Origin of the sequence: Chryseobacterium sp. FP211-J200 (assembly GCF_001643375.1) — a bacterium.
In the GTDB taxonomy this organism is placed as follows: domain Bacteria; phylum Bacteroidota; class Bacteroidia; order Flavobacteriales; family Weeksellaceae; genus Epilithonimonas; species Epilithonimonas ginsengisoli.
In genome coordinates this window covers 46,331-66,096 of sequence record NZ_LSHB01000025.1, presented here as the reverse complement: position 1 = coordinate 66,096, position 19,766 = coordinate 46,331, and the positions used below count along the sequence as shown (strand labels likewise).

At 34.5% G+C, this 19,766-nt stretch carries 22 protein-coding genes and 1 pseudogene; all 23 read left to right on the top strand.

Features of this window, described 5'->3' with window-relative positions; all coding sequences use genetic code 11:
- The first annotated feature begins 18 nt into the window (after nucleotides 1-18).
- The 23 genes and pseudogenes from AXA65_RS09265 (at nucleotide 19) to AXA65_RS09165 (ending at nucleotide 19,742) form a co-directional block, all read left to right on the top strand.
- Entirely contained in the window at nucleotides 19-1,716 is a 1,698-nt protein-coding gene (locus AXA65_RS09265) for a RagB/SusD family nutrient uptake outer membrane protein (protein WP_063969829.1), read from the top strand.
- A gap of 12 nt (nucleotides 1,717-1,728) precedes the next feature.
- Nucleotides 1,729-2,058, top strand: a complete 330-nt coding sequence (locus tag AXA65_RS09260) for a DUF4975 domain-containing protein (RefSeq protein ID WP_063969828.1) — start codon at nucleotides 1,729-1,731, stop codon at nucleotides 2,056-2,058.
- Between the two features lie 4 nt (nucleotides 2,059-2,062).
- Nucleotides 2,063-2,971 carry a carbohydrate kinase family protein gene (locus AXA65_RS09255; protein WP_063969827.1) on the top strand — a complete coding sequence of 303 codons (909 nt, stop codon included), beginning with the start codon at nucleotides 2,063-2,065 and terminating at the stop codon, nucleotides 2,969-2,971.
- 254 nt (nucleotides 2,972-3,225) lie between these two features.
- Complete coding sequence (locus tag AXA65_RS09250) at nucleotides 3,226-3,933, top strand: hypothetical protein (protein ID WP_063969826.1); 708 nt, start codon at nucleotides 3,226-3,228, stop codon at nucleotides 3,931-3,933.
- 122 nt (nucleotides 3,934-4,055) lie between these two features.
- Complete coding sequence (locus AXA65_RS20190; protein ID WP_228391657.1) at nucleotides 4,056-4,457, top strand: hypothetical protein; 402 nt, start codon at nucleotides 4,056-4,058, stop codon at nucleotides 4,455-4,457.
- Nucleotides 4,448-4,798, top strand: a pseudogene (locus AXA65_RS20185) (DUF4280 domain-containing protein); the annotation flags it as partial. The gene AXA65_RS20190 and the pseudogene AXA65_RS20185, both read left to right, overlap by 10 nt.
- Nucleotides 4,799-4,813: 15 nt before the next feature.
- Nucleotides 4,814-7,108, top strand: coding sequence for a M23 family metallopeptidase (locus AXA65_RS09240; protein WP_063969825.1), 2,295 nt, complete (start codon nucleotides 4,814-4,816; stop codon nucleotides 7,106-7,108).
- Between the two features lie 2 nt (nucleotides 7,109-7,110).
- Entirely contained in the window at nucleotides 7,111-7,875 is a 765-nt protein-coding gene (locus tag AXA65_RS09235; RefSeq protein WP_063969824.1) for a hypothetical protein, read from the top strand.
- 57 nt (nucleotides 7,876-7,932) lie between these two features.
- A complete protein-coding gene (locus tag AXA65_RS09230) occupies nucleotides 7,933-8,154 on the top strand; it encodes a hypothetical protein (RefSeq protein WP_063969823.1) in 222 nt (73 codons plus the stop codon).
- Nucleotides 8,151-8,327: a hypothetical protein gene (locus tag AXA65_RS19885; protein ID WP_165596589.1), complete on the top strand. Its 177-nt coding sequence runs from the start codon at nucleotides 8,151-8,153 to the stop codon at nucleotides 8,325-8,327. Before AXA65_RS09230 ends, AXA65_RS19885 begins: the two co-directional genes overlap by 4 nt.
- 9 nt (nucleotides 8,328-8,336) lie before the next feature.
- A complete protein-coding gene (locus AXA65_RS09225) occupies nucleotides 8,337-9,203 on the top strand; it encodes a hypothetical protein (RefSeq protein ID WP_063969822.1) in 867 nt (288 codons plus the stop codon).
- Nucleotides 9,204-9,217: 14 nt separating this feature from the next.
- Entirely contained in the window at nucleotides 9,218-9,949 is a 732-nt protein-coding gene (locus AXA65_RS09220) for an N-acetylmuramoyl-L-alanine amidase (protein WP_063969821.1), read from the top strand.
- On the top strand, nucleotides 9,950-10,252 hold the full coding sequence (locus AXA65_RS19505; RefSeq protein ID WP_086048140.1) for an N-acetylmuramoyl-L-alanine amidase: 303 nt from the start codon (nucleotides 9,950-9,952) through the stop codon (nucleotides 10,250-10,252).
- Nucleotides 10,245-11,219 (top strand): hypothetical protein, encoded by a 975-nt coding sequence (locus AXA65_RS09210; protein WP_063969819.1) that lies wholly within the window; start codon nucleotides 10,245-10,247, stop codon nucleotides 11,217-11,219. Before AXA65_RS19505 ends, AXA65_RS09210 begins: the two co-directional genes overlap by 8 nt.
- A 420-nt stretch (nucleotides 11,220-11,639) precedes the next feature.
- The gene (locus tag AXA65_RS09205; protein WP_063969858.1) at nucleotides 11,640-12,695 is read left to right on the top strand and encodes a hypothetical protein; all 1,056 of its coding nucleotides are present in this window, start codon (nucleotides 11,640-11,642) and stop codon (nucleotides 12,693-12,695) included.
- Between the two features lie 13 nt (nucleotides 12,696-12,708).
- Nucleotides 12,709-14,940 carry a molybdopterin oxidoreductase family protein gene (locus AXA65_RS09200; RefSeq protein WP_063969818.1) on the top strand — a complete coding sequence of 744 codons (2,232 nt, stop codon included), beginning with the start codon at nucleotides 12,709-12,711 and terminating at the stop codon, nucleotides 14,938-14,940.
- A gap of 13 nt (nucleotides 14,941-14,953) precedes the next feature.
- Complete coding sequence (locus AXA65_RS09195; protein ID WP_028122325.1) at nucleotides 14,954-15,529, top strand: 4Fe-4S dicluster domain-containing protein; 576 nt, start codon at nucleotides 14,954-14,956, stop codon at nucleotides 15,527-15,529.
- Between the two features lie 10 nt (nucleotides 15,530-15,539).
- Nucleotides 15,540-16,067, top strand: a complete 528-nt coding sequence (locus tag AXA65_RS09190; RefSeq protein WP_028122324.1) for a ubiquinol-cytochrome c reductase iron-sulfur subunit — start codon at nucleotides 15,540-15,542, stop codon at nucleotides 16,065-16,067.
- A gap of 154 nt (nucleotides 16,068-16,221) precedes the next feature.
- Nucleotides 16,222-16,506, top strand: coding sequence for a DUF6755 family protein (locus AXA65_RS09185; protein ID WP_028122323.1), 285 nt, complete (start codon nucleotides 16,222-16,224; stop codon nucleotides 16,504-16,506).
- Nucleotides 16,490-17,488, top strand: coding sequence for a GTP 3',8-cyclase MoaA (moaA, locus tag AXA65_RS09180; RefSeq protein ID WP_063969817.1), 999 nt, complete (start codon nucleotides 16,490-16,492; stop codon nucleotides 17,486-17,488). Before AXA65_RS09185 ends, moaA begins: the two co-directional genes overlap by 17 nt.
- Before the next feature lie 70 nt (nucleotides 17,489-17,558).
- Complete coding sequence (locus AXA65_RS09175; protein ID WP_063969816.1) at nucleotides 17,559-18,167, top strand: molybdopterin-dependent oxidoreductase; 609 nt, start codon at nucleotides 17,559-17,561, stop codon at nucleotides 18,165-18,167.
- 64 nt (nucleotides 18,168-18,231) lie between these two features.
- Nucleotides 18,232-19,428 carry a molybdopterin molybdotransferase MoeA gene (locus AXA65_RS09170; protein WP_063969815.1) on the top strand — a complete coding sequence of 399 codons (1,197 nt, stop codon included), beginning with the start codon at nucleotides 18,232-18,234 and terminating at the stop codon, nucleotides 19,426-19,428.
- A complete protein-coding gene (locus tag AXA65_RS09165) occupies nucleotides 19,416-19,742 on the top strand; it encodes a winged helix-turn-helix domain-containing protein (protein WP_063969814.1) in 327 nt (108 codons plus the stop codon). Before AXA65_RS09170 ends, AXA65_RS09165 begins: the two co-directional genes overlap by 13 nt.
- Nucleotides 19,743-19,766: the final 24 nt, after the last annotated feature.

Genomic DNA, 19,766 nt, shown 5'->3' with positions numbered 1-19,766 from the left:
ATTTTAAAAATTATAGCAATGAAAAAATATATAGTTCTAACGGTTGCCTGCGCTTTTCTTTTGGGAACAGTTTCCTGCAACGATTTTTTGGATAATGAACCAAGAGGTGTACTTTCCGAAACCGATGTAGTAACTCCTCAAAACGTTGATGGTTTTGTTATAGCAGCTTATGCATCTTTGGGAAATGATCATTACGACACGCCTTTCAGCCTTTGGCCTTACGGCAATGTACGTTCGGACGATGCCTACAAAGGCGGAAGTGGAACGAATGATATTCAGGCATTTCACTTTTTTGAAATCTCCAATAATGTCCGTTCAGATTTTGGCGAATTGGATCGTCTTTGGTATCTGAATTATGTCGGAATCGGGCGTTGCAACAAGGCAATTGCAGCACTTAATCAGCTAACCGATGCGCAATATCCGAACAAACAGAAAAGAATCGCTGAAATGAAATTCGTGAGAGGTCATTTTTACTTTCTGTTGAAAACCCTTTTCAAATATGTGCCTTACGTAGATGAAAATACACCCATTGACGATTATCCTAAAATCTCCAACCGAGCGAAAACCGACCAGCAATTGTGGGATGCTATCGCTTCCGATTTTGAATTTGCCGCGGCAAATCTTCCATCAACACAATCCGAAGTTGGAAGACCTAAGAAAAGTGCTGCCTTTGCATATTTAGCAAAAGTGAGATTGTATCAGGCTTATGAGCAGGATGATAATTATACAGTAACTCAAATTAATCCGGCAACGCTTCAGAAATCTATTGATGCTGCAAATCAGGTGATTGGAAATTATACTTTGGAATCCGATTTTGGTTATAATTTTCTCCCAGGAACACACGAAAACGGTCCAGAATCTGTTTTCTCTATCCAGTATTCTGATAATGACGGAACACTTTTCGGAAGATTAAATTATGGAGATGTACTTTCTTTACCACAAGGTTTGGGATGCTGTGATTTCCATAAGCCGAGTCAAAACTTGGTCAATGCTTTCAAGACAACATCTCAAGGATTACCGATGTTCGATACATACAACGACACGGATTTTAATTACAATCAGCTCAGTAATTATAAAGTAGATCCAAGGCTTTACCATACCGTTGCTATGCCGGGATTGCCGTGGAAATATGAGGATAGCAAAATTTATCAAGAAAGCTGGGTGAGAAGTCCGGGAACTTATGGTTATTATGCCTCACTAAAGGAAAATGTTCCGGTTGGATGTGGCTGTACTGTGAATATTGACCCGTTCTATGGCAATTCCAAAAACAGGATTATCATCCGTTATTCCGATGTTTTGCTGATGAAAGCCGAAGCGCTAATAGAGCTTGGACAAATCAACGAAGCGTTACCACTTATTAATCAGGTGAGACAGCGTGCGTCGAACAGTACGATTTTGACAGGAAGTTATACATCGAACAATCTTATCAGCCAATATCAGCCGGGCGTGAACTGCACGTGGAATCAGGATTTTGCGAGAAAAGCGTTGCGCTGGGAACGCAGAATGGAATTTGCAATGGAAGGAAGCCGTTTCTTCGACCTTGTAAGATGGGGTGTTGCGACAACTACGATGAACAGCTATTATTCTGTAGAAAAAACGAAGAGGTCTTACTATTCTCAGGCAGGATTTGACCACGGCATTGAAGAATATTGCCCGATTCCATTGGCTCAGATTAATTTTAGCCAAGGTGTTTACAAACAGAATAATGGTTATTAAAATTCAATTGATATGAAAACAATTTTAAATAAATTTCAAACAATGCCTTATTATGAAAATAGATTCTTTCATCTTTTCTTCCTACATCATGCGAAAACAAAACCCAACCGAATTGCAAGTTATGTGATGAGCAATGGAAGTGAGGTTTTATCCAATACTTATCCTTTAAATGGGATTAGTGGAATTTATGAAGTAAACGATCAGATGAGTAATGATGTTTGCGTGGTTTATGTGAATGATAAAATTGCGTTTAGCAACCGTGTGTATGATGTTGTTAACAAAAAATGGAGTATTTTTGGTTCAGATAGTTCATTCAGTAATATTAATATCAAAAATCCTTAAATTGATGTTCCTTAACAAAAAAATAAATGCAGTAAGTTACGGAGAAGTGCTCTTCGATGTGTTTGGAGAAGAAAAAATAATTGGTGGAGCTCCACTTAATCTTGCACTCCGAACAGCCTCTTTCGGATTTCCCGTGGCGATGATAAGTGCCGTTGGCGATGATGAAGACGGAAAGATAATTTGTGATTACATCAAAGAAAATCAACTTGATACCAGAGGGATTATTACCACTCAGGATTATGAAACTGGAGTTGTTCAGGTAACATTGAACGACCGCGGTTCCGCAACCTACGAAATCAAATTTCCATCGGCTTGGGATTTTATAGAATTGAATGAAAATGTTCAAAATATTGTTCAAAATGCTGATGTTTTTTTCTTCGGAAGCCTGAGTTGTAGAAATGATATTTCTAAAAATACACTTTTCAGTTTGCTGAATTCTAATCCTAAAATGTTCAAAGTTTTTGATGTGAATCTGAGAAAGCCTCATTATAATATTGAAGTTTTACAACAATTGATGAACAAAGCAGATTTTATTAAATTCAATGATGAAGAAATCTTAGAAATAGCTTCGGAACTAGGTTTTCAATCTGACAATCTTGAAGATAATATTCAGTTTATCTCAAAAAAAACCAATACCAATTCCATCTGCGTGACTTTGGGAAAACACGGTTCCTTATTATTATGGAATGGCAAACTATACCAGCACGGGGGTTATACGGTGAAAGTGGCAGATACGGTAGGAGCTGGTGATTCCTTTCTTGCAAGTTTGATTGCTAAATTGTTATCCGATAAAAATCCTGAAACGGCATTGGATTTTGCAAGCGCTGTGGGAGCTTTGGTAGCGAGCTACAGTGGAGCAAATCCTAAACTGAGAAATGAAGAAATAGACAATTTTCTGAAAGAAAGAGTTTAATCAAATTTTCAATTTATTTATAGTCAATAAAAAATGGCGAAAACTGTATAGTCTTCGCCATTTTACTATTTGGGAACTGTGACTGATGAATAAATAAAAATATTGCCGGCTGTCAATGAGAATAAAATCGAAAATATTTATTTTGAAATTGTACAGAAAGCGCAGGAGCAAGGTTGTATAAAACGTGATCTCAAAATAAAATTTTCCCAGTACTTTTGTACGATGTTGGAGAGAAATCAAACAAAATATTTTGCGTGAAAAAAATTTTATACCATACAGGCCTGGTTTTGCTGTTGCTGTCAATTCCCATTGTTTCTTCTCCGGATTTTGACGGGACGTTGTCTGTATTCAAAGTTTCGCCGTTTCAGAGGGAATTTATAAGATTTGTGTTGGTGACTATTTTCTTCTATCTGAATCTGAATGTTTTTCTTCCCAAATTTTACAGCAAAAAAAGATTTTTAGTTTTTACGATCAAAGCGGTGAAGAGCGCAGACTTGGAAGATTTTTATACCGGTGAAATCTATCAATCCTATTTTAATAAATTTTCAGAAAGTTTAGAGAATGAAGATTACATCAACGCACAATTTCGTTCTTCCCTACTCCACCAGTTTCTTTTTCCAAAATTAGATTGGTTCCATAAAACACATGACTGGAACGAAAATTTGTATTTCGTACAGGGCTCGTTCGCAATTAACTGTCAGCTCAATGCCGAATACTTCGAAGATAATGAAGAAATTATGGAAACCAAAATTACTGGTAGGATCGATGAAAACTGCAGTCTCCATGAGGTTTTAAGGGGCGGCAGATTGGAAGATGAGGCTGAGGAACTGGTTGCAGGCAAGATAGAAATCATTTACCGTACATCAAAGAAAAGCAAACAACTGATTAGCTGCGATGTAAACACTGAACTACTTCAGGATGAAGAAGTTTTGCAAAAAAGAAATTTAAAGATCTCGATTTAGAGAATTTGCATTTTTTTGAAATTGTAGTAATTCTACTACATATTACTTCTAAACTTATATCTAATTTTCTTTCGAACAGATTGTAGTGCAGGATATTCCATTCAAAAAAACACCAAAAACACATGAAGGACATTAATAAACCAACAAACCCGTCCAACGAAAAACCTAATTTTTCGCAGTCGGCTCCACAAGTACAAGGCTCAGGTGCTATTCCTGAAAATTCAGATATCGGCGAAGACTTTTATGGTTCCGATGAAGAATACGATGAAGGAAAAGATACAAGGGATGAGTCAGCAGAAAATGAAAGTAGTAATTCTACTACATCGGATAAGAAAGATGAGGAAAAAAAAGAGGAAAAAAAATCATCGGAAAGCAGCTCTTCTGAACATGATGGTAAATATTTCGTGATACAAAAAGGAATGTGTCAATGTAATCAGGGTTTAAGTTCCCGAAATTTAAAGTCACTTCTCACCAAAAACATTACTGGAATGATGAAGAGGGAAATGCCGATTATCTCGCAGTAACCGAGGATGATCTCACGTTAGATCCACCTGCAATGCCTTTTGGAAATTGCAAATTAAAGCCCACTTCTGGTGGTTACCTACCTTGCGCTTATGCACCCGCAGGAAAATGGACCAAAACTTATGAAAAAGTAAAAGTAATGGGAAAATCCTGCGTTACCGAAATTTCTGAATTGATGTGCGCAATAGGTAAAATTACCATCCTAAAACATGGACAACAAAGCGAAGCCGGAAAATCCAACGTAATGAATGCCAACTCGCAAGAGCAACATACTTATAACCCAATTTTGGATTTTGAAGAGTTTAAGGATGAAATAAGTGATAAAAATCAAGACGCATATTAATTAAAAACACAAAAGATGGGAAAGAAAGGCGTTTCAAGATTATCTGGAAATATCACTCCTATAGTGGGTGAGAAAAATATTTATAATATTGTAGATTGGTACCCAGATACTCCAATTTCTCAAAGAAATCCGGCAAAAGTAACTTGGGAACTCTTCAAAAAAAGGAGAAACGGAAAATTTACCACTACCAAAATAAAAAAGCTCGGTAAAAGTGATTTTACTTTTGGTGAAATGGCTATTGGCGAAACTTATCGTTTAGAAGGTTATTTATACGGTCCAGAAGGTGGTGGACTCATCATTAATCCAAAGCCATCTAAAATACCAAAAATTGATAAAGTAGATTTGCTATATGTAGATGACACCAATGCAAAAGTTTTTAGTTTTACTGAATTTTTAAGAGCAAGAGCACATTGTACCAATATGTTTGGTAAAGAATTACTTTTCACTCTCTGGGAAGATGATGCCAAAGATGAAGGACATAATCAAAAAAATAGAATCATTGAAAGTAAGAAGAAAAAAGTAAATCAAAATGGTCTTGCAACCGTAGAATTTCACCTCACTAAAGTATTAATGAAGAAAGCTTTGGAAGGCGAAGCCGATACAAAACAGGTTGAATTTTATGTAACAGTAGAATACTATGCTCATAAAAAACATCCTACTAATAATGTAAATATAAACACTCCAGAAGGCGTTTATATTGGAAAACCTAAGTCACCTCCACCACCGCCAACTTCTCAACCCAAAGCAAAAGATTCTCCTGCTGAGAAAAAAGGTAAAAGTAAAAAAGAAGAAAAAGGAATTATTGAAACAGCAAGAGAAAAAGCTACTGATATCATAGGTGGTGTTGTAGATCGTGCTAAAGAAATTTTTGATTGGAAAGAAGGAACAGCAACAGTAAAAAGAGACCAACCAAAGACACAACCTAAACAAGACAATGGAAAGGCGGCTACAAATATTGGAAATCAGCCAAACACTAATACATCTACTTGTTTATGTAAAGAAATTTATAAAGATTTAATTTGGGGTGAAAAGGTAAGCTGTGATTTTAGGAAAAAAGTGGTAGAAATTTCCCAATTATTATGGCCTAATAACCATATGGCAATGGCAAATGGATTAATGGCTGTTATGAATGTTGAGACTGATGGCTCTTTTAAAGCTCATCAAATAATGGGAAAACCTTTAGGTGACGTTAATTCGATAACGAAAGATGATTTTTGGTTAATAAAAAAAGATGGAACAAAAACTTCAAGAGCAGTTGGTTTAATACAATTTACACAACCAGCCTTAGAACTTATTGGAGAATTTACCGCAGGAACAGGGTATGATAAACTACACGAAGTGAAGCTTAGATTTGCAAAAATGGGTGAAATAAACCAATTAAATTGTGTTAAAGACTATATTAAAAAACAACCTAAATATTCACAAAAAAATACTCCAGAAGATATTTATTTATTAATATTTGGACCAGAAGGAGTTGGAAAGTCTGATGGTTTTGTACTATATGAACAAGGAAAAGATGCAGAAAAATATAGACAAAACAAAAGTGTTGATGAAGAAAATAATAATGATAAAAAAATTCAAAGAAGTGAAATACTAGGAAGATACAATATAAGTTACACTCAAGGTTCAGGTAACAAACCTAAAACATTCAATTGTAAGAATATTCTATCGACTCCTCACATATCTTCACCCAAAAAAATTAAATGGCATGACCCTGTTGATAATCCAATGTTATGTCTTTATACTCAAAATGGTAATTATAGGCCACGATACAATGTTTTTGGAACTGTAAGAAAAGAAAGGAAAAACCACAACCATCAAGGAATTGATTTTCTTGCTCTACCCGATTCTAATGTTTATGCATGTGTTGATGCATATATTGAGTTTATTAGTGTTCAAACGGGATATGGAAATGTAGTTTGTCTTAAAGTTAAAGATCCAAAAGAATTTTTAAAAAGGAGAAGAGAGTTCAATTTACAATATTCTAACATGGGAGAAATTCAAACTGGAACTGGTTTTAGTTTTGATGGTGATTTCTATTTGTTTTATGCTCATTTGAAAGAAGTAGACAAATCATTACATGGAAAAAAAGAAGTAACTTGTGGAACAGTAATTGGGAAAAATGGTACAAGTGGATATGGCTCAACAAAAGACCCTCATTTACATTTTGAGATAAGAAGCTCTATAACTGGTGGTGGTTTGACTAATCGATGTCACCCAGGTATTTTTGTTTACTATAAAGATGAAAATACTATGTCACAAAAAGAAAAAGACTATCAAAAAGAAATTTCACAAAAATATTGGGATTAATTATGAAAAAAACATTAACAATTTTTATTATTCTGTTCCTTTTATCTTGCCAAGGGCAAAATAAAGAAAAAGAAAAAAAAATAGAGGTAGAAAATAAGACTTCAAATATCAATGTTCGAGATAAAAAAAATAAAACTTTAATTCCATTATCAAAACTTAGTTGCAAAACCGAAAGCTATGACTCACCTAATTACAATATAAAATGTGAAAGTTTTAGTATTTCGAATACAATTATCGAAGGAAGTGATAAAAATAGATATGAACTAATTACTTTTGATTTTAAAGATATTGACAAAGCTATAATTAGAAAAATAAATAATGAGGACATAGAAACATCACCGCCTTTACTTTACTTCTCAAATTCGTCTAAAATTCATTTAATATTTTTTCCTTTAAATAGTGAGAATCATTTTGGTTGGAAAATTTACTTGTATAAAGACAAAATATTATATCCCGTCGGACAAAGGGTCTTATATTGGAAGCCCGAATATGAAGAATCCTCTGTGAATTATGCTGATATATTAACTATATATGAATTAAAAGATAATATTATTATAGAAATCCCTAATAAATATGTTATTAAAAATGATGATGATTATAAAAATTATCCAAATTATTCAGATGGAAAATTTTATGAAAAGGGAGATAAATTAGTTTATGAATTTTCAATAAACAAAATTGAATATTACAAAAATTATACAAACGGTCTATATGAAGGTGATTATAACAAAATGATTAATAATAAAATCATTGATATCATAAAATAATAAATAACAACTAAATTTGATAAGGACAAGTTTTATACGTTCACTGATTATACTCAAATGTTTGAAACACCTGACATTCAATACAATTGGGCTATTTGGAAGAAAAAAACAGGAAAGTGGGTTAATATCACAGAAAGACCTCCAAAACCTGGCAAGTCAGTTTCTTTTAATTTTGGGCAAGGAGCAATTGGTGAGGAATTTAGATTAGAAGTTTATAAAGCTAAGAAAAAACTACTTTCAGATGAGTGGGAAGCTAAAAAAATGGGCAAAATCCAGTGACTGGATGGGAAAACTTAACAGATGTTCAAGCAAAATCTGTTGCTTGTCTTGTGAAAGGATTATTAAATTATTATAGTTTGGACAAAAGTAAAATAGATTGCCACGAGCATTTAGCAGCTAAAGAGGCTGGTGAAGGGCAAGTAGTGTTTAATGCAATTAAAGATTATCTATAAATAAACATTATGAAAAATATAATATTAGGGTTGTCATTCTTACTCGTTTTTTTTTATTCATGCAAAGGTCAAGATAAAGAATCAAAAAATGAAACTGCCAAAACCCAAAAGAGTGCTAAGCATATTGCAAATTGTAACGGTAACTATTCTACAGGAGAAAAACTCACAGATAAAGATAAGAAATGGAGTTTGACATCGAAAGACATCGATGCAATAATGAAATTATCTAATGAAATTACTGAAAATGAATGGCATTTTTCCTATCCAATTACTCCATGCAACATTGAGGTCAAAGATTATATTTATAATGGAAAAAAAATTGATTTACTAATTAACGGAGGATCATTTATCTCTTTTGTTGAAAATAATAAAAATATTATTCTTGGTTGTGCTTTACCTGAATGTTCTAAATACTTTCTCAAAGCAAAAGAAGATATGTCGGATGTAGAATCTGACAGTGAAATTACTAGCAATTCAGAAGAAGTTAAGAAATATAAAATTGATTTTAATGGAAACAACTTAGAAGATTTATTACTTATAAAAAATGATGACTCTGGAATAAACTTAGAAGCACAAACAGATAAAAGAACATTTCTAAAAATAAAATATAGTTGTGATTTTTTAGATGTAAATACTAAACCCAAAAATAATCAAACGTTCAATCTAATAATAGGATACTCTGATCAATATAAAAAAACATTTAGAAAAGTAGTGATCCCTGTTTTTTATAAAAAAAATGACTTATTCATTGATAAAATATTTATTTCAACTTTCGGAACAAATGCAAAAACAGGAAATGAAGAATGGCTTAGCAAAGAAATTACAAAGAGTACATCTTTGAGAAGCCTAGATTTAGACGCAATACTTTCGCAATAAATTATCTATATCTAATGAAATATATTTCTGTTTTATTTATGTTAATGCAGTTATTTTCTTGTCAAAAAGAGAGTAAGAAGACATCAATTTCTACTTCTAATAAAATAGATTTCAGAGAAGAAGAAATTATAAAAAAACAATTAGCATATGGAGCTGCACAATATTTTCAAGAAGCTGGGGTAGAAATGCCTAAACCTGAATTTTCAAATGATGAATTAAATGAAGTAACATTAGTTGCAAGCGATATTTTAATGAAAAATGGATATAAACAAGTTTCTGATGAAGATTTTAAATTTAAGATAAAAAAAATTTTCAATCGAATTTTGGAAATGAATTCTAATAACAATATTATTTATCTAAATTATTTTGATAGGTGTAGTAAAACTATTATAAAATATCCTAATAACGGAACTGATTATAACGGAACTTATATTATTAAAAATCAAAAAATGATTACCGATTTCTATTATCTACCAGAGTTAATTGATTATGAAAAAAAATATCCACAAATATATGATAATGAAAACACCGAATCAAATGTTGTTTATGATATTGCTATTTTAATGAAGGAAGCAATTGAAAAACAAGGACATACTGTATATATAACAAGAAGTCAAAGGAAAACAATTAAATTATCAGAAGAATCAAATTTTGAAAAATACTTAGGAGGTACTGCAACCAAAGCTGGTGCAATTAATTTTAGATCAAAAATGGCATCAACATTAAAAGCTGATTACTTTATTTAAATACACTGTGATGGATGGACTGACTTTTCAAAAGGAGCGCATACAATATACAATGATGAGACATCAAAGCAATTAGCTATTGATTTATTAGATAATTATGATATTACAAACATCTTGCCTAAATCTCCACATAAAAGAAGTGATTTAGGAGTATTAGGTTCATCAAATAAATCTAAAAAGAAAGTATTAATAGAATTGGGATACTTGACAAGTCCAATCGATGCAAAAAATATTGTTACAAATAAAAATAAAATTGCAACCCTTTTAGTAAATGGTTTAACTAAAAATATTAATAATGCTTAAAAATTTTCCAATCATCATAGTCTGTATTTTTATTTTTCTCTCATGTAAAAAAAATACAAATGCACAAGATTTTTCCGCCAAAAAAGAACTAAGAAATGATACTCTTGAAGTAAATTACTATTCCAATAAAAAAATTAAGGATGTTTTATTGTCTGAATATAAAGGAGAAAAAAATGTAAAATTATTTTTCTCACAAAATGGAGTACTCACATCTAAAACGACAAATTTCAACGAATATCCACAAATAAATTCAGAATATAATGGCAATGGTAAAGTAATACATCAATGGACAGAGGGAGATATTGGAGGGTGTATTGGTGTAAAAGGCAAGGAGTTTTTTTGGGATAATCAAGGAATTTTAATCAAAGAAATAATACATGAGAGTACAAATGCTAGTTGTAGTGAAAAAATTATTATTAGAAAAGAGAAAGAATATTATAATAATTCAAAAACTATTAAGACAATAAAGAATTTTCATGAAAGCTATGAGGGTAGTGAAGATTGTCCATGTGGTGAATGGTTAAACTACAATAAAAATGGAAATTTAATTGGTAAAAAAATATATACTTCTTGTGAAGAATTACCAATTTGTACTATGGATGTTTCAGCCTCAAATGAGGCTATTTCAGAAAAGTGGATTGGTAGTTATAAATTAATTATTCAAGGCAAGGGAAGTAGAGAAGGAAATCAATACAATGTAAATTTGAATATAAATAAAGATAATGTAATTTTTGAATTAGATGGTTATCAGGTATATCAAAATTTTATCCTTTCTGCCACAGAAAATAATAATGAAATTCAACTGACTTATAAGGAATCTATCGATGACACTAAATCTTGGGCATTGGAAAAAACTAAAAATTTTGGCGTTATTACACATAGTAACGACAAATATATATGGAGCAGTCCTTATTTGGATATAAGCTTTACTGATGGAAAAAAAAATCAATATGTGCTTAAAAAATAATTTACACTCATGAAATGTATTTTTCTTTTCATTACATGAAGATATCATCTCATTTACAGGTAAAAAAATTGAAATAATAAACCTCAATAAATTAAAATCAATCAAGAAATAATATAAAATAATAGAAAAAGTTTTTAAGCACCTTTTAATAGGTGTTTTTTTTTTGATTTTGATTGATGGATTGAATCTGAATAGGTGCGATTTGAAGAAATCACTTAAATAAGATCGGTATGATGCAAATCATATTAATGATAAAGGTTTGTCATTCAGTTAACTAGTTTGTATTATTTAAACTATTTATTTTGAATCATTTTAAATAAGATAAATTAGTCTTATTTAAGGATCTGTTGCTGTATATTTGTGAAAGAAAATAAACGTTCTTCTTTGATCGTAAGTGAGTTAGCATTAAAATTCTTCAAAATGTTCAGCATTTTTACAAATATCAATAAAAAAGCATTCATCAACGCCATTATTGCAACCCTCGTTGTGATTGCTGCCACGGTTATCGGCTCTGTCAATCTGCAGAATTTTGATGCGGCGCTCAGTATCTATTTCTTCGGAACCATTTGTATGACTTTCGGAGTGGTATATCATCACTCAGTCTGGAAACAGCGTCCTGCAACACAGAAATATTGGAAGCGCACCTGGGAATTCATTTTCAGCAAAGATTATCCTATTTATATGAAAGAGGTTGTTCGTCTTTCTATTCGTAATATTTTATTTCAAAAATTTATTATGCCAAGAGGAAGAATGCGATGGTTTGGGCATTTTCTCTTGGCTACAGGATGTTTGATTTCTTTTGCCGTAACATTTGGATTGACTTTCGGATGGATGCATTTTACCCTGAAAGAAGGCACAATCGATATGTACGAAACCCATATGATGGGTTTCACAGTGATGACTTTTCCTTTAAATACAGTAATGGCGACCATTCTTTTCCACATTTTGGTTTGGACGGCGATTATGGTCATCGTAGGTTGTTTAATTATGATGCACAGAAGGTTTGTAGATGAAGGATTAATCGCAACACAATGGTTTGAAAGAGATTGGCTTCCCTTGATTTTACTTGTAGCAGTTTCCGTCACTGGTTTGGGAATTTGGTTTGATTATTCTTATCTCGAAGGAAAGATGAGCCAGTTTATGGCAATTATTCACGCAATTACCGTTGCAATGTTTCTGATGTGGATTCCGTTCGGAAAATTTTTTCACATTTTTCAAAGACCGGCGCAAGTTGGCGCAAACATCTATAAAATTGAAGGAAAACGCCGTGGAATGCAAACTTGTCCACACACCGGCGATGAATATACGACTTCAATGCACATCGAAGATTTAAAAGAAATAACCCAAGAAATGGGATTCGATTTAGAAAATGAAGAAGGGAAAAGCTACTTGGATTTTAGTCCCGAAGGAAAACGGGCAATGCTTGCAAAAGCGCATCTGAAAGCACGACAAGAATCTGGAACTTATTTTGGTTAAAATTTAAAATAAAATGGCAAAATTACCCGTAACAGCCGACGAAATTATCAATGTTTTCGGACCGCACAAACATTATCCAAACAAAGGTACCGTGAGGTCTAATCCTCAAAATCCTGATGCTTTGGTAAAAACGCATTGCTGTTTTTGTGGTTTGCAATGTGGCATTCAATTAAAAGTAAAAGACAAAAAAGTAGTAGGTTTTGAACCTTGGAATGAGTTTCCGTTTAATGAAGGCAGACTTTGCCCAAAAGGTGTACAGCGCTACATGCAGGACAATCATCCGGACCGTTTGCTTTCACCGTACAAAAGGGTAGAAGGTAAAGGTTTTGTGCCGATAGAATGGGACGAAGCGTACGATGTTGTCATTAATGAAATCAAAAGAATACAGGAAAAATACGGGAAAAATTCTTTCGCAATGTTATCCGGCGTTTCTCTTACGAACGAGAAAAGTTATATGGTCGGGAAATTTGCCAGAGTTGCCCTGAAAACTGCAAACCTCGACTATAACGGTCGTCTTTGTATGGTAAGTGCAGGTGCAGGAAACAAAAAAGCCTTCGGGATGGACAGGTCTTCCAACAGTTGGGCAGATTTGGCGCACGCAGAAGTCATCATCATTACCGGAGCAAATGTAAGTGAATGTTTCCCTGTTTTAACCCATAAAATCTGGGAAGCTCGTGATAATGGAGCCAAATTAATTGTCATCGACCCACGCCAAATCCCGATTGCCAGAACTGCCGATATTCATCTGCCATTGAGACCCGGAACCGATTCTGCATTGACGAATACAATGTTGAAAGTTTTAATTGATAACAATTGGCTGGATAACGATTTTATTAATAATTACACTTCAGGATTTGAAGAAACCGTTGCAGCAGTACAAGAATGTACGCTAGAATGGGGCGAAGAAGTTACAGGAATTCCCAAAGAATTAATTTATAAAGCCGCAGAAATGTGGGGTAAAGCCAAAACCAGTTTCCTGATGCACGCTCGCGGAATCGAACATCATTCTAAAGGTGTTCAGAACGTTTCAAGCTGTATCAATTTAGTTTTGGCAACCGGAAGAATAGGAAAACCTTATTGCGGTTACGGAACCATTACCGGGCAAGGGAACGGACAAGGCGGTCGTGAACACGGTCACAAATGCGACCAACTTCCAGGAAACAGAGACATCGAAAATCCCGAACATCGAAAATTTGTTGCCAATGTTTGGGGAATCAAAGAAGAAGATATGCCCGGAAAAGGTTTAAGTGCCTACGAAATTATTGAGGCGATTAACCGAGGCGAGATTAAAGGTTTACTTTCAATTTGTTTTAATCCTTTGGTTTCTTTGCCAAACAACAGTAACGTTCGTGCAGCATTAGAAAAATTAGAGTTTTATGCCGGAATTGATTTCTTTTTATCAGAAACTTTGCGCCACGCCAACATTATTCTCGCTGGTTCTTTGCAGGAAGAGGAAGAAGGAACAACAACTTCTGCGGAAGGTCGCGTCATCAGAATCCGTGCAGTGGTTGACCCACCGGGAAAAGCTAAGCGAGACAGCGAAATTTTAATGGAGCTCGCCAGAAGATTAGACCAAGGTGATAAATTTAATTATAAAAACAGCGAAGAAACTTTTAATGAATTAAGAGTTGCATCCAGAGGAAGCGCCGCAGATTATTACGGAATTACCTACGAAAGAGTAGAAAAAAATCTCGGAATTTTCTGGCCTTGTCCAACCGAAGACCATCCCGGAACACCGAGACTTTGGGAAGACAAAGTTTTCAATACAAACGATAAAAAAGCGCATTTCAACCCAACGCCTTATAAAAAACCAACTGAAGAACCAGATGAAGATTATCCTATTGTGTTGACGACGGGTAGAGTTGTAAGCCAATATTTAAGCGGTTCACAAACCCGTAGAATTGGGAAATTGGTTGATTTGTATCCGGAACCTTTGCTGGAAATTCATCCAAAATTGGCAGCAAAATATGGCATCGAAGAAAATGATTTGGTTAAAGTTTCTACAAGACGTGGAAGCGCATTATTTCCTGCAAATGTGGTGGAGACCATCAGACAGGACACTGTTTTCATCCCTTATCATTGGGGCGGAGTGAATTCTGCAAACCAATTAACCATCGATGCTTTGGACCCGGTTTCAAAAATTCCTGAGTTTAAAGTTTGTGCCTGCAAAGTGGAAAAAACAGGACGTAAAAAAGGAGAAAATTCAGAAGAATTTGCCAACCAAAGTAGAGATATTCAATATTAAATTTTAAAAAATTATGGCGGAGCAATTTGAAAAATTTAATGATATGGAGTTCTTCGTGGATATGCAGCGATGCATTGGCTGTCACGCGTGCGAGATGGCTTGTGCAGAGTGTGAAACCAACGGAGAAACCTCAATGATTCATATTCATTATGTTGACAGAGCAGAGACGATTCAGACTACAGTTCAGGTTTGTATGCACTGCGAAGACCCTATTTGCGCAAACGTTTGTCCGGCAGACGCAATCACAAAAGATGAATACGGAATCGTGCACACAGCAGATACTTCCAAATGCATCGGTTGTGCCAATTGCGTCATCGGTTGTCCGTTCGGCGTTCCACAGATTCCGGATCAAAGCGCAATGTTGATGATGAAATGCAATATGTGCTACGATAGAACAAGTACTGGACTCAAGCCAATGTGTGCAACAGTTTGTCCGAGTGGCGCATTAACCTTTGATACCAGAGAAAATGTGGCGAAGAAAAGACCAAACAGTTCACCTGTCAACCGCTTTATTTTCGGGAAAGAAGTCGTGAATACCAAAGTGAATATCATGATGCCGAAAGGCAGCGAAGAATTAAAAGTTTTTTAATCATAATACAATGTCAGAAGATAATAAAAAAATCCCCGCCTGGAAAGCCGATTTTCCCATCAAAAAACGAGAAGCAGCCTACGTTTCCCGCAAAGAATTCATCAAACTCATCACCTTTTTCTCTGGGACTTTAGCATTGGCAAATGTTGCGATTCCGGTGTTCAATCATTTCAAAAAAGAGGAAAAACTCGGCGAATATTTCGTGGGATTGACCACCGACCTCAATGTTGGTGGTATGCGGACTTTCTACATCAACGAAGACCACAGAAATCCCTATATGCTCATCAGATTAGCCGAAGACAAATGGAAAGTTTTCGAGCAAAAATGCACGCATCTTTCGTGTTCTGTCCTATACAATCACGATGAAAAAGTGATAGAATGTCCTTGTCATCATGGTTTTTTCAATCCGGATGATGGTTCTGTCATTCAAGGTCCGCCACCAAGACCGCTTCCACAATTGACGGTTGTTATCAAAGAAGATAAAATTTTCGTGACAGATTTCATCAAAGAAGCCAAGGAAACAAACGGTCACGGATAAAACGATATTTAATTTGGCAACTATTTCCGTCTTAAGTCCCCGCTTTTTTGCAAATTTCCCGAGGCTTTTCCCAAGTTAAAATTCACAAAAAGAGCTCGGTTCAAGCCGGGTTGCAATCATTCGAAGGTTCTAAATAAACTTTAAAAATAACAAAATGTCAATACGAAAGAAACCCATCAAAAAAGTAACCTTCCGCGTCAACGAAATGTTGGTTGCCATCATCAGCATTTACATATTGTTGGTCAGTATGCAGATGTGGCTTTTGTTTGGAACCATCAACAAAGCTTTAGACAAAGAACATATCGATTTTGCGTGGTATTCCGCAATCGGTTCTGTTGTGATATTTCTCTGTACCATTTTCTTTTTGAGATATGTACCCGATGTTCCGACCGGACAAATCAAAAATTCAGAAGCCGAAAACGATGACAAAGCCTACTGATTTACTCGATTCCTTCGGGCGAAAACACGATTATCTCCGACTCTCGATTACCGATAGTTGCAATTTCCGATGTCTGTATTGTATGCCCGATGAACCGTTCAAAAGTACACCTTCCATCGAGTTGATGAACAGTCAGGAAATTTTCGAAATTTCTAAAATTTTCGTTCAACAATTTAATATCAATAAAATCAGAATTACAGGTGGCGAGCCTTTGGTAAGAACCGATTTTGAAACCATTATTCAACGAATTTCTACCTTGGATGCGCGTATTGGAATTACAACTAACGGCGTTTTGCTTCATAAATATTTTGATTTATTTGAGAAATGTGGCGTCAGAAATCTCAATATCAGCATCGATTCTCTTGATCGGGAAAAATTTAAATACATAACGAAAAGAGACCTTTTTCAAACGGTTTGGGACAATATCAAAGAAAGCATAAAACGTGGATTCAATGTAAAACTAAATGTTGTTGTGATGCGAGGTTTCAATGAGGACGAAATCCCTGAATTTATCGCACTCTCTCATCATTATCCCATAGAGTTGAGGTTTATAGAATTTATGCCATTTACAGGAAATTCTTGGGAGAAAAATAAAGTCATTCCCATTTCAGAAATGCTCACCTTGGTTTCAGAACATTTCACTTACGAAAAGGTGGCAGACGGCAAGAGTGATACCTCCAGAAAATACAGAATTAATAAAGAAAGTAAAGGTGTCTTTGGTTTGATTTCTACAATGAGCAACTCCTTTTGCGCTGGTTGCAATCGAATCCGTATCACATCTGACGGAAAAATGAAAAACTGTTTGTTTGGTGCCGATGAATTCGATTTGTTAAAATCTTTTAGAAATAATGAAAATTTAACCGAACTTATCCAACTCGGAATCATCAAAAAACACAAAGAAAAAGGCGGACAGTTCTCCGAAATGGAAAATGTAAACAACCAGAAAATCATCAACAGAAGTATGATAAAAATTGGCGGATAAAAATTTTGCCAACCGATAGGATAAAAAAAACATAACCATAAGATTTCAAACAATTCATTAGTAATTACCAATGAAAAAATTATCCAATTTGATTACGATTGTGATGATTGCAATCACAATGTTACAATGCAAAAAATCTGAAGCAACCAATACAGCGAACGATAATTCTGCAAAAACTTCTCAAAAACATTCTGAAGAAAAAGAAAACCACAAACACGACGAGAAAGATGATTTAAAATATGTGAGTAAAGAAATAAAAGTAACAGGGGATGTCGTAACACCATTGACTTTAACGGTCGATTCTTTGAAAAAAATGAAAGTCGTAGAACTCAACGATTTCAAAATTGTTTGCCAGACAGGATTGACCAAAGACAGCATAGAATCTACAAAAGGAGTTTTGCTAACCGACATTTTGGAAAAAGCAAAAATCGCACAACAAGAGCATAAAGACCGCAATTTCTACATTGTTGCAAGAGCTTCAGACGATTACAAAGCCACATTTTCTTGGGCAGAATTATTCAACAATCCGACTGGCGAAAAAGTATTTGTATTATTTGAGCAAAACGGAAAACCGCTGAAAGAAAAAGGAGAAATGATTTTAGTAAGTATGACTGATGCCAAAACCGGTCCACGCCATGTCAAATGGCTGAAAAGCATCGAAGTAACCCGCGTGAAATAATTCGAAATTGTGTAAGAAATGACCTTTAAGACTTCCATCATCAAACATTCAACACTCATCAAAAATGAACCATTACATCTCCGTTTCCGAAGCTAAAAAAATAATAGAAACACAAATTTTCCGTACAGAAAAAGTGACGCTCCCAATTTTAGATGCACAAGGTTCTTACACCTCAGAACCGATTTTTGCAACATTAGATGTTCCGTCTTTCGACAATTCTGCGATGGATGGTTACGGATTTCGATTTGAGGATTTGGAAGATTTTTCAGAGTTAAAAGTCACTGAAATCATTCCTGCTGGTATTTCCAAAAACGATTTTATTTTGAGTAGAGGAGAAGCGGTGCGCATTTTTACGGGAGCAAAAATTCCTAATGGTGTCGATACCGTGATTATGCAGGAAAAAACAAGCAGAATTGACGACAGAATACAATTAAATGATGATGAAATTTCAAAAGAAAAAAATATTCGTTTGAAAGCTTCTCAAACCAAAATCGGAACAAAAATAATCGAAGAAAATACGTTGGTCAATCACGCAGTCATCGGGTTTTTAGCAGGATTTGGAATTGAGAAAATAGCCGTTCACAAAAAATTAAAAATCGGATTTCTGTATACGGGAAATGAATTGGTGGAAATAGGGAAACCACTTCTGGAAGGGGAAATTTACAATTCTAACACCTACACCCTTCAATCGGCTTTGGCAGAAATTAATCATCAGTTTTCGTTCACTAATCACGTTGAAGATACGGAGGAAGCAACTTTTTCTGCTATAAAAAAAGGCTTAGAAACGGTGGATGTTTTATTGATTACAGGCGGAATTTCTGTAGGAGATTATGATTATGTGAAACCCGCTTTGGAAAAAATAGGTGTTTCAGAATTATTTTACAAAATCAAACAAAAACCCGGAAAACCTTTGTATTTCGGAAAAGTTGAAGAGAAATTTGTTTTTGCGTTGCCCGGAAATCCAGCTTCTGTTTTTTCCTGCTATCATCAATATGTGAAGCCGTTTTTGCTCGGTTGCATTGGACGAAAAGAGTTTGATGAAGAACAAGATTTGGGCATTTCAGAATCTTTTGCAAAGAAAAAAAACAAAGAGCAAACCCAGTTTCTGAAAGCTTTTTACGCAAAAGGAAAAGTACAAATTCTCAATGCGCAGGAATCTTATAAAATGGATTCTGTAGCACAAGCCAACTGTCTGGTGGAATTTGCTGAAGGCGAAACAGAAATCAACATCGGAGAAAAAGTCAAAATATGGAAAGTCTGAAAATCAAAGGCAGAATCTGGATTGAAACCGAATCCGGACTGAAAATCGGCATCGGAAGAGCTAGGCTTTTGGAGCAAATCGATGAGTTGGGTTCCATCACAGAAGCTTCAAAAATTTTGAAAATTCCGTATCGAAAAGCGTGGGGAATTGTGCGGGACATCAACGCCAATTCGTCCAAAGAAATCGTCATCAAAGAAGCGGGCGGGAAATCCGGCGGAAAAAGTTCACTCACAGAATACGGAAAAAAAATTGTAAAAAAATTCAAAACAGCCGAGGAATGTTTTATGAAATTTTCTGAAGATGAGATGTTTTGATGTTCCAAAATTTTAAATAAAATA

Bases quoted from the DNA above. Each gene is read 5' to 3' on its own strand.
- AXA65_RS09265 (WP_063969829.1), top strand. From the start codon at position 19: ATGAAAAAATATATAGTTCTAACGGTTGCCTGCGCTTTTCTTTTGGGA.
- AXA65_RS09260 (WP_063969828.1), top strand. From the start codon at position 1,729: ATGAAAACAATTTTAAATAAATTTCAAACAATGCCTTATTATGAAAAT.
- AXA65_RS09255 (WP_063969827.1), top strand. From the start codon at position 2,063: ATGTTCCTTAACAAAAAAATAAATGCAGTAAGTTACGGAGAAGTGCTC.
- AXA65_RS20190 (WP_228391657.1), top strand. From the start codon at position 4,056: ATGAAGGACATTAATAAACCAACAAACCCGTCCAACGAAAAACCTAAT.
- AXA65_RS09240 (WP_063969825.1), top strand. From the start codon at position 4,814: ATGGGAAAGAAAGGCGTTTCAAGATTATCTGGAAATATCACTCCTATA.
- AXA65_RS09235 (WP_063969824.1), top strand. From the start codon at position 7,111: ATGAAAAAAACATTAACAATTTTTATTATTCTGTTCCTTTTATCTTGC.
- AXA65_RS09230 (WP_063969823.1), top strand. From the start codon at position 7,933: ATGTTTGAAACACCTGACATTCAATACAATTGGGCTATTTGGAAGAAA.
- AXA65_RS09225 (WP_063969822.1), top strand. From the start codon at position 8,337: ATGAAAAATATAATATTAGGGTTGTCATTCTTACTCGTTTTTTTTTAT.
- AXA65_RS09220 (WP_063969821.1), top strand. From the start codon at position 9,218: ATGAAATATATTTCTGTTTTATTTATGTTAATGCAGTTATTTTCTTGT.
- AXA65_RS09210 (WP_063969819.1), top strand. From the start codon at position 10,245: ATGCTTAAAAATTTTCCAATCATCATAGTCTGTATTTTTATTTTTCTC.
- AXA65_RS09205 (WP_063969858.1), top strand. From the start codon at position 11,640: ATGTTCAGCATTTTTACAAATATCAATAAAAAAGCATTCATCAACGCC.
- AXA65_RS09200 (WP_063969818.1), top strand. From the start codon at position 12,709: ATGGCAAAATTACCCGTAACAGCCGACGAAATTATCAATGTTTTCGGA.
- AXA65_RS09195 (WP_028122325.1), top strand. From the start codon at position 14,954: ATGGCGGAGCAATTTGAAAAATTTAATGATATGGAGTTCTTCGTGGAT.
- AXA65_RS09190 (WP_028122324.1), top strand. From the start codon at position 15,540: ATGTCAGAAGATAATAAAAAAATCCCCGCCTGGAAAGCCGATTTTCCC.
- AXA65_RS09185 (WP_028122323.1), top strand. From the start codon at position 16,222: ATGTCAATACGAAAGAAACCCATCAAAAAAGTAACCTTCCGCGTCAAC.
- moaA (WP_063969817.1), top strand. From the start codon at position 16,490: ATGACAAAGCCTACTGATTTACTCGATTCCTTCGGGCGAAAACACGAT.
- AXA65_RS09175 (WP_063969816.1), top strand. From the start codon at position 17,559: ATGAAAAAATTATCCAATTTGATTACGATTGTGATGATTGCAATCACA.
- AXA65_RS09170 (WP_063969815.1), top strand. From the start codon at position 18,232: ATGAACCATTACATCTCCGTTTCCGAAGCTAAAAAAATAATAGAAACA.
- AXA65_RS09165 (WP_063969814.1), top strand. From the start codon at position 19,416: ATGGAAAGTCTGAAAATCAAAGGCAGAATCTGGATTGAAACCGAATCC.